The sequence below is a fragment of the Flavobacteriales bacterium genome (genome assembly GCA_016716605.1).
In the GTDB taxonomy this organism is placed as follows: domain Bacteria; phylum Bacteroidota; class Bacteroidia; order Flavobacteriales_F; family PHOS-HE28; genus PHOS-HE28.
The window spans coordinates 402016-418809 of record JADJWA010000001.1 but is presented as its reverse complement, the minus strand read 5'-3'; the positions used below and the strand labels follow the sequence as shown (position 1 = coordinate 418809).

At 62.9% G+C, this 16794-nt stretch carries 12 protein-coding genes; 10 read left to right on the top strand and 2 right to left on the bottom strand.

The window, feature by feature from the left end; genetic code table 11:
• The first annotated feature begins 5 nt into the window (after window positions 1–5).
• Complete coding sequence (locus tag IPM12_01680; protein ID MBK9146510.1) at window positions 6–3086, top strand: amidohydrolase family protein; 3081 nt, start codon at window positions 6–8, stop codon at window positions 3084–3086.
• Window positions 3067–4389 (top strand): amidohydrolase family protein, encoded by a 1323-nt coding sequence (locus tag IPM12_01675; protein ID MBK9146509.1) that lies wholly within the window; start codon window positions 3067–3069, stop codon window positions 4387–4389. Before IPM12_01680 ends, IPM12_01675 begins: the two co-directional genes overlap by 20 nt.
• Here IPM12_01675 and trpS read toward each other — a convergent pair.
• Window positions 4383–5351 (bottom strand): tryptophan--tRNA ligase, encoded by a 969-nt coding sequence (trpS, locus tag IPM12_01670; GenBank protein MBK9146508.1) that lies wholly within the window; start codon window positions 5349–5351, stop codon window positions 4383–4385. The two genes, IPM12_01675 and trpS, sit on opposite strands and share 7 nt — an antisense overlap.
• 111 nt (window positions 5352–5462) lie before the next feature.
• Here trpS and IPM12_01665 point away from each other — a divergent pair, with 111 nt between their 5' ends.
• From IPM12_01665 to IPM12_01655, 3 genes are read left to right on the top strand one after another with little or no spacing between them, the layout of a single operon-like run.
• On the top strand, window positions 5463–6260 hold the full coding sequence (locus IPM12_01665; protein MBK9146507.1) for a 1-acyl-sn-glycerol-3-phosphate acyltransferase: 798 nt from the start codon (window positions 5463–5465) through the stop codon (window positions 6258–6260).
• Window positions 6257–6553, top strand: a complete 297-nt coding sequence (gatC, locus tag IPM12_01660) for an Asp-tRNA(Asn)/Glu-tRNA(Gln) amidotransferase subunit GatC (protein MBK9146506.1) — start codon at window positions 6257–6259, stop codon at window positions 6551–6553. The genes IPM12_01665 and gatC overlap by 4 nt, the downstream gene beginning before the upstream one ends.
• Before the next feature lie 43 nt (window positions 6554–6596).
• Window positions 6597–7316, top strand: a complete 720-nt coding sequence (locus IPM12_01655; protein ID MBK9146505.1) for a cation transporter — start codon at window positions 6597–6599, stop codon at window positions 7314–7316.
• A 7-nt stretch (window positions 7317–7323) separates the two neighbouring features.
• Here the strand turns inward: IPM12_01655 and IPM12_01650 are convergent, their stop codons facing one another.
• Window positions 7324–8247, bottom strand: a complete 924-nt coding sequence (locus IPM12_01650; GenBank protein ID MBK9146504.1) for a hypothetical protein — start codon at window positions 8245–8247, stop codon at window positions 7324–7326.
• 254 nt (window positions 8248–8501) lie between these two features.
• Here IPM12_01650 and IPM12_01645 point away from each other — a divergent pair, with 254 nt between their 5' ends.
• The 5 genes from IPM12_01645 to IPM12_01625 all read left to right on the top strand — a co-directional run bounded on the left by IPM12_01645 (window position 8502) and on the right by IPM12_01625 (window position 16790).
• Complete coding sequence (locus IPM12_01645) at window positions 8502–9779, top strand: hypothetical protein (protein MBK9146503.1); 1278 nt, start codon at window positions 8502–8504, stop codon at window positions 9777–9779.
• Window positions 9780–10105: 326 nt separating this feature from the next.
• The gene (locus IPM12_01640) at window positions 10106–11071 is read left to right on the top strand and encodes a T9SS type A sorting domain-containing protein (GenBank protein ID MBK9146502.1); all 966 of its coding nucleotides are present in this window, start codon (window positions 10106–10108) and stop codon (window positions 11069–11071) included.
• Between the two features lie 271 nt (window positions 11072–11342).
• Window positions 11343–15584, top strand: coding sequence for a T9SS type A sorting domain-containing protein (locus IPM12_01635; protein MBK9146501.1), 4242 nt, complete (start codon window positions 11343–11345; stop codon window positions 15582–15584).
• Between the two features lie 93 nt (window positions 15585–15677).
• Window positions 15678–16187, top strand: coding sequence for a hypothetical protein (locus IPM12_01630; GenBank protein MBK9146500.1), 510 nt, complete (start codon window positions 15678–15680; stop codon window positions 16185–16187).
• 72 nt (window positions 16188–16259) lie between these two features.
• Complete coding sequence (locus IPM12_01625) at window positions 16260–16790, top strand: 3-hydroxyanthranilate 3,4-dioxygenase (GenBank protein MBK9146499.1); 531 nt, start codon at window positions 16260–16262, stop codon at window positions 16788–16790.
• Window positions 16791–16794 lie beyond the last annotated feature (4 nt).

Sequence of the window (16794 nt, the reverse complement as noted above, 5' to 3'; positions counted from 1 at the left end):
TCGGCATGCGCAACATTCTCCTCTCGCTTTTTCTCCTGCCTGGGCTCATCCGTGCGCAGACCACCGCGCCGCCTTCCCATGTGCGCGATTCCGCGCCCAAGGCCTACGCCTTCACCAACGCCGTGCTGCACACCGATGCCCGCACGCTGGTCGCCAAGGCCACGTTGCTGATCCGAAATGGCGAGGTGATCGCAGCCGGAACCGGTGTGAGCATCCCTGCGGATGCGGTGGTGCGCGACCTCAACGGCCTGCACATCTGGCCTGCGCTGATCGAGCCATACAGTGATCTGGGCGTCGCGGCCAGCACCAGCGAGGAGCGCAAGGCCGAGAATAAAGGCGCGCGACACTGGAATGGCGCTCTTCGTGCTGACGCCCGTGCGCACGAACTGTTCAAGGCCGATCCGGAGAAGGCGGCCAAGCTGCGCGAACAAGGCTACGGGCTGGTCATCGCGCACCGCATGGACGGCATCGCACGGGGCACATCGGCAGCCATCGCGTTGAATGACGAAGCTCCGGTGAAGAGCGTCGTGCAGCCCGATGCCGCTGCGCACCTCAGCTTCCGCAAGGGCAGCTCGCCGGACAATTACCCCAGCTCGCTCATGGGCAGCATCGCCCTGCTGCGCCAGGCCTTGCTCGACGCGCGCTGGCATGAACAGGCGGCCTCGAAGGAGGCTGATCCCGTGCTCGAAGCGCTTGCCGCGCAGCTCAAGGGCCGCATCGTCACGGAGGCGAACGACCGTAACGATGTGCTGCGCTGGAGCCGATTGCTCGGTGAGTTCCAGCTCAAGGCCATCGTGAAGGGCGCCGGCGATGAGTACGCGCGGCTCCCAGAGATCAAAGCAGCAGGCCTGCCGCTCATCATCCCTTTCGCCCAGCCCGAAGCCTACGACGTGGAGGATCCCTACGATGCGCTGGAAGTGAGCTACGCGCGCCTGAAGCATTGGGAGCTGGCCATGCGCAACGCCTTCTTACTCGATAGCGCGGGCGTGTCCTACTCGCTGACCACGCATGGGCGCAAGGAACTAAAGGACATCTGGAAGGACCTGCGCAAGCTGGTGGCCAGCGGGCTCGACAGCGCCAAGGCCATTGAGAAGTTGACCACGGAACCGGCGCGGCTATTCGGATTGGATCAGCGTTACGGCGGACTGAAGCCCGGCATGCGCGCGAGCTTCCTGATCACTTCACAGCACCTGCTGCACGAGAAGAACACGATCCATGAAACCTGGGTGGAGGGCAGGCGCTTCGTGATCGACGACGCGGACAGACCGAATCTGTTAGGCAGCTACGACCTCAATCTGGCGGATGCGATCCTTCACTTGGAGGTGACCGGCGAGCCTGGCAAGCACGAGGCGCACGTGCGCAAGCCCGACGAACCCGACACCCTGAAGGTGAAGGCGCGTCTCGAAGTGAATGGCCATGTGGTCAGCCTGAGCTGGTCGCCGAAGGGCAAGCCCGAGGAGATCACGCGGCTCAATGGCAGCGTGCATGGCGGCGGCGGCGTTTGGGATGGACAAGGCCAGCGCCCGGGCGGCGCATGGTTCGCTTGGAGCGCAGTGCGGAAGGCGGATTCCGGGAAAGGGAGCAAAGCGGCTAGCGGCGAGTCCGCAGGTGGCAAGCGGTCCCTGAAGGACAGCCTTGAAGTGAAAAGCACGAAGTCCATCGGTGCGATCACTTATCCCTTGGTGGGCTTTGGATGGAAGGAAGCGCCAAAGCAAGAGACCTTCATTCTCCGCAATGCTACGGTGTGGACGAACACATCGAAGGGCATCCTGCGCAACACCGACGTGCTGATCCATGGAGGCAAGGTGGTCGCGGTGGGGGAGAAGCTCGATCCAATCGCGCTCTTCACCGGCAAGACCAAGCCATCCGTGCAGGAGGTGGATGGCACGGGCAAGCACCTCACCTGCGGCATCGTCGATGAGCACTCGCACATCGCGATCTCGCGCGGCGTGAACGAGGGCTCGCACCACATCACCAGCGAGGTGCGCATCGGCGATGTGGTGAATCCCGATGACGTGAACATCTACCGGAACCTCGCGGGGGGCGTCACCACCATCCAGCAGCTCCACGGCAGCGCCAACGTCATCGGCGGACAGAGCGCGGTGATCAAGTTGCGCTGGGGCCACAGCGCCGATAGCCTCATGCTGGAGGGAGCGCGGCCGCGCATCAAGTTCGCGCTGGGCGAGAATGTGAAGCAGAGCAATTGGGGGCCGAGCTCGCGCTTCCCGCAAACGCGCATGGGGGTTGAGCAAGCGTTCTATGATGCCTTCCATCACGCGCGCGCGTACCAAGCGGAGCACGATCGGTGGAATGCAACGAAGCCGAAGGACCGCGCTGGCATGTCCGCGCCGCGCCGCGACCTGCGCCTGGAGGCCTTGGCCGAGATCCTGCGCGGCGAGCGTGACATCAGCTGCCACAGCTACGTGCAAAGCGAGATCGCCATGTTGATGCATGTTGCGGACAGCATGCGCTTCACCGTGAACACCTTCACCCACATCCTCGAAGGTTACAAGGTGGCGCCGGCGATGAAGGCGCACGGAGCGAGCGCGAGCACATTCAGCGATTGGTGGGCCTACAAGCAGGAAGTGAACGAGGCCATCCCGTACAATGCCGCGCTGCTTCACCGCAATGGCGTGAACACCGGCATCAACAGCGACGATGCCGAGATGAGCCGCCGTCTCAATCAGGAAGCCGCCAAGGCCGTGAAATACGGCGGTGTGAGCGCTGAGGAGGCGTGGAAGATGGTGACGCTGAACCCGGCGCGCATGCTGGGCATCGACCACCGCATCGGTTCCGTGGAGCCCGGCAAGGACGCCGACCTCGTGCTCTGGAGCGCAGACCCGCTGAGCATCGATGCCCGGGCTCTGTCCACCTGGGTGGATGGCATCCGCTATTACGATGAAGCGAGGGACCGTGAGCTGCGCGCATGGATCGCCGCCGAGCGTGATCGTCTGGTGCGCGCCATGATGCAGGCCAAAGCCGATGGCGCGCCCACGCGCAAGGCGGGCCGTGAAAGACCGCGCCTGTGGTGCTGCGAGGATCTGGGCGAGGAAGAATTCATAATAGATGAGCATGATGGGCATTGATCGCGCCTTCTTCATTGGAGCTCTGCTGCTCTGCGACTTCTCTCTGAATGCCCAGATTCCCATGCCCGCGCCGCCGCAATCCATATCGATCCTCATTACCGGCGGCACCGTTCATGTGGGTGATGGCAAGGTGATCGATGAGGGTGCCGTTGGTTTCCGAGGCGGCCGCATCGACTATGTGGGATTCGACTATGGCGTGAAGGCCCAGTACGACACCGTGATCCATGCGAAGGGCCAGCATGTCTATCCGGGCTTCATCCTTCCCGATTCCCCCTTGGGCCTTGTTGAAGTGGAGCAGACGCGCGCCACGGTGGACAAGCAGGACGTGGGCCGCTACGAGCCCGAGCTGCGTGCCATTTCTGCCTACAAGAGCGACTCGCGCGTAACACCCACCATTCGATCCAATGGCGTGCTGCTGGCGCAAGTGGCTCCGCGCGGGCTCACCATCGCGGGCACCAGCATCGTGGTGCAGCTCGATGCCTGGGACAACGACGGTGCAATCGTGAAGGCGGACGATGGTGTGTTCATGTCATGGCCTTCCGCCTATCAGCGCCAAGGCTGGTGGGCCGAGCCGGGCGAGACCGACAGCGAGAAGAAGGACGAACGCGCCAAGAAACTTGATGAGCTTCGGCAGTTCTTCCGCAATGCGAGGGCTTACTCGGCTACGAAGTCACCCGCGATTGTCGACGTGCGCTTGGAAGCGATGCGCGGCCTCTTTGATGGCGGCAAGGCGCTCTTCGTTCGCGCCGATGCCGCGCGCGAGATCACTGAGGCCGTGCAATTCACGAAAGCCGAGGGCGTGAAGCGCACCGTGATCGTGGGCGGCTACGATGCCTGGCGCGTGGCGGACCTGTTGCGCGACAACAAGGTGGATGTAGTCCTGCGCCGTACGCACAGCCTGCCCATGCGGCCCGAGGACGACATCGACCTGCCGTACAGACTCCCCGCATTGCTGAAGGAGCGCGGCATCCTCTTCTGCCTCAGCTACACCGGCGACCACGAGCATGCCGGCGCGCGCAACCTGCCCTTCACTGCGGGAACGGCGCGTACGTACGGACTCTCATCCGAAGACGCCCTTCGCGCCATCACCCTCGACGCCGCCGCCATCCTCGGCATCGATCAGCGCTGCGGCAGCCTCACCGTGGGCAAGGACGCCACGCTCATCGTCTCGCAGGGCGATGCCCTCGACATGCGCGGCAACGATGTGCGCTGGGCCTTCATCCAAGGCCGTCGCATCGTGCTCGATGATCACCAGAAGCAGCTGTACCGGCAGTATCAAGGAAGGCTGGAGAAGGGTCAGTAACCCAACTTCTCCCGCACCCTCTTCAGCACTCCGCTCGCCACGTTGCGCGCCTTGTCCGCGCCTTCCTTCAGCCGCGCATCCAGCTCGGCCTTATCGTTCATGAGGCGAGCGTAAGTGTCGCGCTCGGTGCGGTAGCCATCGAGCAGCGCGGCGAGCAGTTCCTTCTTCGCGTGGCCGTAGCCGTAGCCGCCCGCCCGGAATTTCTCCGCCATGGCATGCACGGCATCGGCGGGTGCCACGAGCTTGAAGAGCTTGAAGACATTATTCGTTTCGGGATCCTTCGGCGCTTCGAGCGGCGCACTGTCGGTGACGATGCCCATCACATCCTGCTTCAGCTCCTTCTCCGGCGCGAAGAGGCGGATGAGGTTGTTGCGGCTCTTGCTCATCTTCTCGCCATCGGTACCCGGCACCAGCATCACCTGCTCATCGATGCGCGCTTCGGGCAGCACCAGCGTCTCGCCCATCTGGTGGTTGAATCGCTCGGCCACGTCGCGCGTGAATTCGAGGTGCTGCTTCTGGTCCTTGCCCACGGGAACCACTTCCGCGTCGTAGAGCAGGATATCGGCGGCCATGAGCATGGGGTAGGTGAAGAGCCCGCCGTTCACGTCTTCCAACCGGTCGGCCTTGTCCTTGAAGCTGTGCGCGAGCGCGAGCCGCGAATAGGGGAAGAAGCAGCTGAGGTACCAGGTGAGCTCGGTGACCTCGGGCACGTCGCTCTGGCGGTAGAACACGGTCCGCTGGGTGTCCAATCCGGCGGCGAGCCAGGCGGCCGCCACGCTGTGGGTGTTGCCGCGGAGCAGGGCGGCATCCTTGATCTGCGTGAGGGCGTGCAGGTCGGCGATGAAGAGGAAGCTGTCGTTGCTGGGCTTGCGGCTCTCGGCGATGGCGGGGGCGATGGCGCCGAGCACGTTGCCGAGGTGCGGCGTGCCGGTGCTCTGGATGCCGGTGAGGATGCGGGGCATGGCCGGCGAAAGTACCGGTGAGCGCGGCAGATACCTTCGCGGCCCTTCAGCGCCAACGCTGCGGCGTGTCGAGCATGAACGAGGCCATACAAGCGGAGCGCCCCAAGGTGCGTGATAGCGAGAGCCGGCGCAGCCCATCTGGCCAAGTGGCTCTTCCTTCCCTTGCGCGTGGCCTACAAGTGCTGGTTCGTCTTCGTGTTCTTCAGCTCGCTGGTGCTGCTCTATGTCCCTTTCCGCATCCTGCTGTATACCCCGCAGCGTTACTACAAGGCCTTCCGCCTGAAGCGCGTTTGGGCCAGCTACCTGGCCTACGCCAGCGGTGTTCCGCCGCGCATCGTGAGCAAAGCGCCCCTGCCCGAGCCACCGTACGTGATCTGCTGCAATCACAGCAGCTACATCGACATCATCCAGATGTACAATGTGATCCCACGCTACTTCCTCTTCATCGGGAAATACGAGCTGCTGAAGTGGCCCCTGTTCAACATGTTCTTCAAGGGCATGAACATCGCGGTGAACCGCAGTGATCGCGGCGGGGCCGCCAAGGCCTTCCGCAAAGCGGCCCAGGCCATCGATCGCGGCACCAGCATCGCCATCTTCCCCGAAGGCACCATACCGGCTTACGCGCCCCGCATGAAGCCCTTCAAGGATGGCGCCTTCAAGCTGGCCATCGAGAAGCAGGTCCCCATCGTGCCGGTGACCTTCGTGGACCACTGGCGGCTGTTCGGTGAGCCGCTGGAGCTGTTTGCGCGAGCCAGGCCAGGCATCGCGCGCGTGGTGATCCATGACTCCTTGCCAACGGCTGGGCTGGGCGAAGCCGACCAAGCCGGCCTGCGGAAGCGCGTGTACGAGGTGATCGAGGGGCCGCTCTTGCATGACGATGCCCGGCAAGCACGAACTTCGCGGCCATGAAGATCGACGAGGCCACCCTGGACCGCATTGCCGAACTGGCTCGCTTGGATTACAGCGACCCGGCCGCGCGCAAAGCCATTCTCGCCGACATGGAGAAGGTGCTCACCTTCGTGGAGAAGCTCAACGAGGTGGATACCACCGGCGTGGAGCCACTGATCTTCATGACCGATGAGGCCGATGTGCTCCGCGAGGATCTGGCCGAGACGACGATCACGAAGAAGGAAGCCCTGATGAATGCACCGGTGAAGGACAGCGATTACTTCAAGGTGCCGAGGGTGGTGGATAAGGGCTGACGCGGGCTGGCAGCTTGCGCGAACCGGCCGCTCGAGCATCATCATGGAACAGGAGCTCCATATCGCAGGCATGACCTGCGAAGGCTGCGCGGCGAAGGTCGCCCATCTGTTGCGGCAGCTTCCGGGTGCGGAAGAGGTGCGCGTGGATCATGCGCAGGGGCTGGCCGTGATCAGGTCGAGCCGCGCTGTTTCCGCTTCAGATGCTTCGGCCGCATTGCAGGGAACGAAGTACCAAGTGGTCGCCGCAGCTGCAGTGGAGGTGGACAATCGCACGGAGCCTTTCGCCCTGCGCACCTACTACCCGCTCGCCTTGGTGATCGGCTTCATCACGCTTGTTTCGTCAATCACCTCGTGGAGCCACGGAACCATCGACCCCATGCGCTTCATGGCGCACTTCATGGCGGGCTTCTTCATCGCCTTCTCGTTCTTCAAGCTGCTCGATGTCCGTGGCTTCGCCGATAGTTATGCGGGCTACGACCTGCTGGCGATGAAATGGAAAGGCTATGGCTTCGTGTACCCCTTCGTCGAATTGGCACTGGGCGCGGGGTATCTGCTCGTGGCTCATGCGTGGTGGCTGAACGTGGCTACCATCGCGGTCATGGGCTTCAGCCTGCTGGGCGTGCTGCGCGCGGTGCTCAACAAGCAGCGCATCCGGTGCGCCTGTCTGGGCACGGTGTTCAACCTGCCCATGAGCACAGTGACCATCGCCGAGGATGCCTTGATGATCGCGATGGCGGCGCTGATGCTCCTGCCCGGCTCCTGACTTACGCTCAGGCTTCGGCTGCGACCTGCTCCGTGTGCGTGGGCGAGCGCGCCGGGCTGCTCTTCGCGGGCATGCCATCGCTCCAGCGCGCGCGCGGCTTGGTGCCCAGATCGCGCCACCCGAAGACGAGCACGAGCGTGACTGCATTGATGAAATTCACCACGACAAAGCCCGTGACGAACGTCGGGTCGCCCGCATGCCAGTCGGGCAGCACCGGTATGAGGAAGAAGGCGCAGTTGCTCACGATCTGCATGATCAGCAGCACAGTGCCGCTGTGCGTCATGTTGTAGGTCCAGCCGAGCAGGATCGCAAGGGCGGACATGCTCAGCAGGAAGACCGGCCAGGGGTAGCCATCGGGCACGCCTTCGCCCACCAATAGCATGGGCAGGTACCAAAGCCCCCAGCTGATGCCCACAAGCAAGCACGAACTGAACGCGCTGAACCGCTCCTGCATGCGTGTCACGCAATACTTCATCCAAGCGGTTTCCTCTACGAATGCGATGCCCACGATGAAAGGCATGTTGCGGGCCAGGTTACCCAGGCTGTGGACCAGGCCATCGGGACCGTCGCCGGCCGCCCAGCCGGGCCAGCCTTTGATGCCCAGCAGCCAGATGGCACCGATGCCGAGGTAGGTGAAGAGGAATTTCCAGCCGAAGGCCAGGGCGTACCACTGCGCACCAACGCGCCACCTGAAGAAAGAGCCGAAGAGATTGCGCAACCCCGCTCGGCCCTCGAACCAGGCGGTGAGCGCCACGGCGAACAGCAGCGGGCCGAACACGCGCAGGCGGAAGATCATGTGCGCCTGCGCATCGTCGTGGATGCGGGCGCCATCGGGAAGGCGCCAACCCACGAAGCCCACCACGGCGAACTGGAAGCCCAGGGTGAGCAACACGAAGGTGAGCACGGGATAGCGGCGGAGGAGCTCTTTCATGCGTTGCGGCGAAACTAGAAGGCTCAAATAGCCTCTGCCGTTAAGGCTGTGCTGCTAAACTCACATGTTCCTGTGAACTGCGTGAGCTTGCGTGCCTTTATTGAATAGGCGCAGATTCTATTTGGAAACGTGAAGGCTGGTGCGTCACTTCGTCGCCTCAATCCCAAACCAGCATGATGAATCTTTCACCCCTTCGAGCACTCGGATTCGGCTTGGCCGCGGCTGGTGCTCTCGGCCTTGCGGCACAATCGCGCGTGGAAACGCGCTCCAATGCGGGTCGGTCCAGCGTCGCCGGTGCCAACCTGCGCCGCGCCCCGCAAGCGCATCTGAAGCACAACAACAGCAATGGCCTCGTTTTGCGTGGCGGCGGCTATTGTGCGGCGAGCGCCTCAGGCTCGATTGATTTCGATCTCGATGAGCGCATCGTCAACGTCGCCTTCTCGAACATCAACAATGCCTCTGCCAACGCGGCACCCATCGCGCCGGCCTACACCTTGTACCCCACGCCTGCTGGCAATGTGACGGCCGGCATGAGCTACACCTTGAGCGTGAACGTGAACACCACCACGCTCACCACCGGTTTCTCGGAGAGCCAGGTGCTGGCCTGGATCGATTACAACCAGGACTTCGATTTCGACGATGCAGGCGAACAAGTGCTGATCTCGGCCATCGATGCGCTGGATATCTACTCCGGTGACGTGACCATCCCACTGAGCGCAACCGTTGGCACCACGCGCATGCGCATCCGCCTGCACGACACGCACGACGGCACAGACTACATCAACGTATTCAACGACACCCCGTGCGGCGATGCCAGCTACGGCGAGATCGAGGACTACGTGCTGAACATCACTTCGGGCGGCGGCGGCAACGCCCCGGTCAACGACCTCTGCGCGAATGCGACGCTGATCGGCGTGAACGCCACCTGCGTGGCCAGTGCCGGCACCACGGAGAATGCCACGCAATCCGTGGCTCCGGCCGCATGCAGCGGATTCACGGCTACTTCGGCCAATGATGTGTGGTACACCTTCACGGCAACGGCTGCGAGCACCACGATTGAAGTGACCGGATCGGGTGATGCCACCACCGGCATGGATCCCGTGCTTGAGGCCTTCAGCGGCTCGTGCGTTGCGCTCACCTCGTTGGGGTGCGTGGATGCCACGCTGCGCGGTGCGACCGAATCGCTCACGATCGCCACTACCCCGGGCACCACCTACCTGTACCGCGTGTACCACTGGCCATACATTCCGCAGACCGTTTTCGGCTTCACCACCTGCGTGATTGCGGGAGGCGGTGGAGGTACTCCGCCGAATGATGATTGTACCGGTGCTGTCGCGGTGAACATGGCTGTACCTGGCTCCAATACCCTTCAGCGGAGACAACACTGGAGCCACGGAGGACGGAGCTACGGGGTTCGTGATCGTATGGGAGGCATTCACCATCGCTGCATGCGCCAATGTGGACATCAACTATTGCGTGCCCGGATCCGAGTTCGACAACTTCCTCGTCAATCTGTCTGTTGGTTGCCCTGACTTCCTTACTGGAATTCTCACAGGAACCGTTTCAGTGGACAACTGCACCTTGAGCTTCGCGGAACTCGCCGCAGGCACCTATTACATCCCAGTGCTGGTGGATCCAGCGGATACGCCAGTGGGCGCGTACAGCATCGAAGTGATCACAACGGCCTGCGGCGGCGGTGGCACGCCTCCCAATGACCTCTGCACAGGCGGTGGCCCCGTGGGCCTCGGTGTGCCGGGCAGCGTGGATTTGAGCGGTGATAACACCGGGGCCACCGATACCCCAAGGGCTTCGGCCGTGGGGCGACGCCTTCACGACCACGGAATGCGCCAATATCACGTTGTCATACTGCGCTACCGCGCCAGCCTTCGAGAACTCGTTCCTCAACCTCTTCATCGGCTGCCCATTCACGGATTTCGTAGGGGCCGCCTCATTTGAGACGACGAGCTGCGGCAACGATAACGTGACCATCCAATACACGAATGTGCCGGCCGGAACCTATTACTACGCTGTACTTACCGATGTCGGTTCCGTAGGACCGTACACCATCAATGTGGCAGCAGCACCTTGCGCACCGCCGAGCGATTACTGCGAGGCAAGCGCTAACTCGCTGCAATTCGAGAAGATCAGCAACGTGACCTTCGCTGGCATCAACAACAACAGCGTGAGCAATGCGGGCTATGAGGATTTCACGCTGGGCACAGCCGCTACCGTGGTGGCCGGCCAATCCTACCCGTTGAGCATCACGATTGCTGGCGGCTTCGCCACCGACCAGGTGCTGGCTTGGGTGGATTGGGACCATAACTCCGTGTTCGATGCCGGTGAGATCATCTTCAGTTCGGCGCCGGGCGTTGGCCCCTTCAATGGGAATGTGACCGTCCCGCTCACCGCGACCGCTGGCCAGACCCGCATGCGCGTGCGCCTGCACGACACATACGTAGGGGCCAATTACCCCAACACCCCGAACACCACGCCCTGCGACACCAGCACCTACGGCCAGGTGGAGGACTACACCGTTGACATGATCGGGATCATCACCGGAGCTGGTGCCCTGAGCGAGGCCGCCTTCGGCGTGTACCCGAACCCCACGGATGGCAACCTGATCGTGCGCACCGGCAGCATGGGCGGCATGGTGCAGCTGGAAGTGATCGACGCGCTGGGGCGCACGGCGTACAGCGAGCAACGCTCGGTGGCCAAGGCCTCGAGCATGCAGCTGGCACTGGCCGGTCGCCTTGCTCCGGGCACTTACCTTCTACGCCTCACCAGCGGCAATGCCCGCGAGGAGCAACGCATCGTGGTGCGCTGATCCTGCCCTTGATCATGAACTGCGGGGCGGCCATTGGCCGCCCCGCTGGTTTCCGGCAATGCCGAGTGCTGTTGTGGATAATTAGGGCCCGGCGGTGGACGGACTGCGCAATGGGCAACGGAATCTTTGCCCCTCAGCGCACGAGGCCACTGCGCAACCGGAGCACAGGCAAATCGGCTTGCCTCCATGTGCAGGCCACGTAAACCACTCAAGCAGCATCTGGATACTGGCGCCCGGCGCCCCAAAGCACTCAACACTCAAGCAAAACCCCATGATACAACGTTTCCTCTTCGTCCTCTTGATGGCTTTCGGGCTAGCCCCATTGGCCATGCAGGCCCAACCGGTCAACGACGAATGCGCCGGTGCCATTGAGCTCACCCCCGGCGCCGCATGCACTCCAGTGGCAGGCGATGTGGATGGTTCCACGCAGAGCATCCCTGGCCCCGCATTCTGCGATGGCTTCAATGCCACGCCCGATGACGACGTGTGGTACCGCTTCACCGCTACGGCAACGGATCACTTGATCCTGGTGCAGGGCAGCTCCAGTTTCGATGCGGTGATCCAGTTGCGCGGCGGCGCCTGCAATGGCGCGCCCATCGATTGCCAGGACGTGGTGGGCGCCGGCGGGCTCGAAGTGCTGGAGGCCACCGGCCTCACGGTGGGCACCGAATACCTGGTGCGCGTGTTCAGCTATGGGGCCACCCTGCCAGCCACCACCACCTTCACCATCTGCATCACCACCGGCACCGTGCCGCCCAACGATAACTGCGCGGGGGCCATTGCGCTCACGCCTTCGGAGACGTGCAATCCGGTGGCCGGCACCACAGAGAACGCCACGGCCAGCATTGCGGGCCTCGTGACCTGCTCGGGCAATCTGGCCAACCCGAATGACGATGTCTGGTACAGCTTCGTGGCCACCAGCATCGACCACACGGTGATCGTGGCGCCGAGCGCTTCATTCGATGCGGTGATCCAGCTGCGCGATGGGAGCGGCGGCTGCAATGGCGCGCCGCTCAACTGCCAGAATGCAGGAGGCGCAGGCGTCACCGAGGCCATGAGCCTCGCCGGACTCACCATAGGCGAAACCTATTACCTGCGCGTCTTCCATTTTGAGGCGATCGCGCCCGCCACGCACACCTTCACCATTTGCGTGACCACGGGCCTGGCGCTGCCCAATGATGCATGCACCGATGCCATCGTGCTTACGCCAGGGGCTGTATGCGATCCCGTTACGGGCACCACGCAGAACGCTACGGAGAGCATCGCGGGATTGGTTGATTGCTCCGGCAACCTGGCTAATGCGAACGACGATGTGTGGTACGCCTTCGTGGCCACCGCCACGGAGCACACGGTGACCGTGGTGCCGAGCGCTTCTTTCAACGCGGCGGTGCAACTGCGCGATGGCAGCGGTGGCTGCAACGGATCGCCGATCACCTGCCAGGATGCGGCTGGCACAGGGCAGACCGAAGTGATGAACCTCACGGGCCTCACGATCGGCGGCACCTATTTCCTCCGCGTGTTCCATTATGAGGCCATTGCCCCGGCCACGCACACCTTCACCATCTGCATCACCAATGGCCTGGTGCCGGCCAACGACGAATGCGCCAACGCCATCGAGCTCATCCCGGATCCGATCTGCAACCCGGTGGCGGGAACCACGGAGAATGCCACGGCGAGCATCGCTGGATTGGTAAGTTGCTCCGGTTTCCTGGGAAACCCGAACGATGATGTCTGGTACAGGTTCGTGGCCACCGCCACCGAGCATGTGGTGAACGTGGGTGTGAGCGCTGGATTCGACCCGGTGGTGCAACTGCGCGATGGCGCGACGGGCTGCAATGGAACGCCGATCGTGTGCTATGCGGATGGAGCCACCGGCGTGGGCGTGAGCCTGAACTTCACCGGACTCACCATCGGCAACACCTACTACTTGCGCGTATTCCACTATGCGGCTGCCGCGCCCACCACGCACACCTTCACCATCTGCGTCCTCGGTCCCGCGCCCGCTACCTGCGATGCCGATGCCAGCACCCTCTCGCCCAACCGCCCCGAGGTCTGCTTCGAGGACGGCCCGACGCTCATAGACGCCGCTTTCAATGACCTGCCCACCGTCCCGGTCGGTTATGAGGTGCTCCATATCCTGACCTCAGGCCCGGACCTCATCATTCAACAGACCAGCGCCGACCCAGCCTTCTTCGTTGACGCTTTAGGCGATTACATCATCCATTCGCTCGTTTACGACCCGAACACGCTCGATTTGAGCGGTGTGGTCCCCGGGGTCACGCAAGCATCGGAGATCCTGGCCCAACTCATCCAGGGCGGCGGAACCATCTGCGGAAGCCTCGACGTGGCCGGCGCACCCGTATCGGTGATTGAATGCCTAGAATGCGAAGCGAATGCTGGCACCATCACGGCAGACAATGATATCGTGTGCCTGGATGGAGGTGCAGCTGACCTTGCCGCCACGCCCGACGGCAATGCGGTCGTACCGGATGGATACACCGTCCTGTACGTGCTCACCACAGGCGTTGATCTGGTGATCCTGGATGCCAATGCCGACCCTTCCTTCACCGTGATCGCTGCAGGTGAGTACACGATCCATACGCTGGTGTACCATCCCGATTCGCTCGACCTGCAGATCATCGTGCCGGGGGTGACCACCGGTGGCGATGTGCTGCAGTACATCAATGACAACCAGCTCTGCGCCTCATTGGATGTGATCGGCGCCAGCATCCAGGTGATCGACTGCTCTGGGCCGTGCGACGCAGAGGCCGGTACTGTTACCGCGACTGCGGATACGGTGTGCTTCGACCTCGATCAGAATCTGGCCGTGATCAGCGCATCCCCGAACGGCGATGCGGTGGTGCCGCCGGGTTACGAGCTCGTGTACGCCCTCACCCAGGGTCCTGACCTGGTGATCGTGGACGGAGAGAGCAACCCGGAGTTCACCGTTTTCGCTCCTGGCACCTATACCATCCATGCGTTCGTGTTCACGTCGGCCACGCTTGATCTGGGCATCGTTGAGTTCGGTGTCACTACGGCGGCGGACCTGCTCCAGTACATCGCCGATGAGGGCATCTGCGCCAGCCTCGATGCGGTGGGCGCACCCATCGTGGTGGAGTATTGCATTGAATGCGATGCCGACGCCGGCACATTGACCATCGACGAGAGCCCGGTATGCCTGATGATGGGCGAGGCACAGGTCGGTGCCACGCACGGGATCCTGCCCAGCGTGCCAAGCGGCTACGAGACGGCCTATGTGCTCACCGAGGGCGCGGGTCTTACGATCGTGGCGCTCTCCGGCGGGCCGGTCTTCACGGTGAGCGCACCAGGCAGCTACACGATCCACACCATCGTGTACGATCCGAGCACCATTGACCCGGGCCTGATCGAGTTGGGCGTCACCACGGGCTTCGACATCAACGCGCTGCTGGTGCAGGGCGGCGGCATCATCTGCGGCGCGCTCGATGTGGCAGGCGCACCGGTCACGGTGAACGATTGCAGCCCGGCCAACGATGATTGCATCAGCGCCGCACCGCTGGGGATCAATCTGGTTGACGATTGCCCGGCCAATGCCGTGAGCGGCGACAACACGTACGCCGATATGGATGGAAGCGTGCCGAGCTGCGACGACGAAGGCAGCTATCTCTTCGATGTTTGGTACACCTTCAATGCCGGTGAGAATGAAGAGGTCACCCTCAACTTCGACCCCGGCACCATGGAGGATTGGGCCATTGCGATCTTCGATGCCTGTGGCGGCAATGAGCTTGGCTGCTACCTCATGCCCACCGACCCGATCGTGGTCGCCACGTCGGCTTTCACGGATTATGTGGTGCAGGTTTACAGCAACTTCACCTTCGGCAACGGCGGCGCATTCAGCATCTGCCTAACCGGCGAAACGCCCACGGTGGTTTGTGACGGCGGCCTGGTGCAGACCAGCGGTGGCCAGTTCAGCGTGGATGTCTGCCAGGACACCGAGGCCGATGTGATCGACTTCATCACCAGCAGCACCAGCGGTGAGCAGTACAGCTTCTTGCTCACCGACGACAACGACGCGATCATCACGGTGCTCGTAGGCGGTTCGCTCGATTTCAACAGCGCCCCCATGGGCCTGTACCGCGTGTGGGGCGTGAGCCACAATGGTGATCTGGTAGGCGCCGAGCCCGGGCTCTCCGCGATTGACATCACCTCCACCGGAACCTGCGTGTCGCTGAGCTCGAATTACGTGCTGGTCAACGTGGACATCTGCGATGGCCTGAATGGCCCGAGCAACACGCCTTGGAGCCTCTTCCCGAATCCGAGCAACGGCGACTTCAGCCTCGTGGGCCCGGTGAACGGCGCCGTGGAGGTAACGGTGATCGATCTGCGCGGCCGCACGGTGCATCAGGAACGTGCGCTGGTGGCCAGGGGCCAGGTGCATGGCCTGAACCTGAGCGACCGCCTCGCACCCGGCACCTATGCGGTGCGCGTGCTGGGCGAGGGCGAAGCGACCACCCTGCGCTGGGTGGTGCGCTGATACTGAACGGGTTCAACGAAGGGGCGGGCCTAGGGGCCTGCCCCTTCGCATTTGGGCGTAACCCCCGAGAGGTGGGCCCGGTACAAGGCCGCCATGAACCGCCTGATTTTCCTGTTCGCTGCACTGGCCTGTTACAGCGCCTCGGCCCAGCAGACCGATAGCCGCATCCTGGAGGTCACCGGCCGCATCACCGACGGCGATAAGAAACTGCCCGGCTGCGAAGTGCTGGTGTATGACGGGAATGAGGTGGTCGGAACGCAGGTGACCGACAAGAACGGCCGCTTCGGACTGGGCCTTGGCTTGCAGAAGGAGTTCGCCATCGTGTTCCAGAAGGAGGGCTTCCTGCCCAAGCGCATGCTCGTTGACACGCGCGGCAAGGTGCCCGCCGAACTCGAGAACCTCGTGCCCATCGACATGGAGATGAGCATGCTGCCTGCGGAGAAGTATGAGGGCGCCGATACCGATGTGCTCGATTTCCCCTTCGCCATGGTGAAGTGGAACCGCCAATTGCTCGCCTTCGTGCAGGATCAGCAGTACACCGCCGACATGATGCGGGCGAATGGCGCAGCGCTCCTGCAGGCCGGCCGTTCCGTGAAGCGTTGACGGGCGCTCTTGTCGGCGCTGGATCCATCCAAGAGCGGGTCCCGACTACCTTTCGCGGCAATCGAGCACGCCATGCCCATCCGCCGCCCATTCAATCTTCAGCAATGGATCGCCGACAACCGCGACCTGCTGAAACCGCCAGTCGGCAACAAGAACCTCTACGCCGATGCCGGTGATTACATCGTCATGATCGTCGGGGGCCCCAATGCCCGCAAGGATTACCACTTCAACGAGACCGAGGAGCTCTTCTACCAGCTCGAAGGCGATATCGAAGTGGGCATCCAAGAGGACGGCAAGGCGGTGACCGTCCCGATCAAGCAAGGCGAGATGTTCCTTCTGCCTGCCAATGTCCCGCACCAGCCGCGTCGCGGGCCGAACACTGTGGGCCTGGTGATCGAGGTGAAGCGTGACGACCGCGAGATGCTCGACGGCCTGCAGTGGTACTGCGAGCAGTGCAACAACCGCTTGCATGAGTACCGCTTCGTGCTGCACGACATCGAGAAGGACTTCCTGCCACGATTCCGGGAATTCTACGCGAGCACGGACCTGCGCACCTGCAAGAAATGCGGCTACGTGATGGAGGCCGACCCACGCTTCGTGTAGGTCC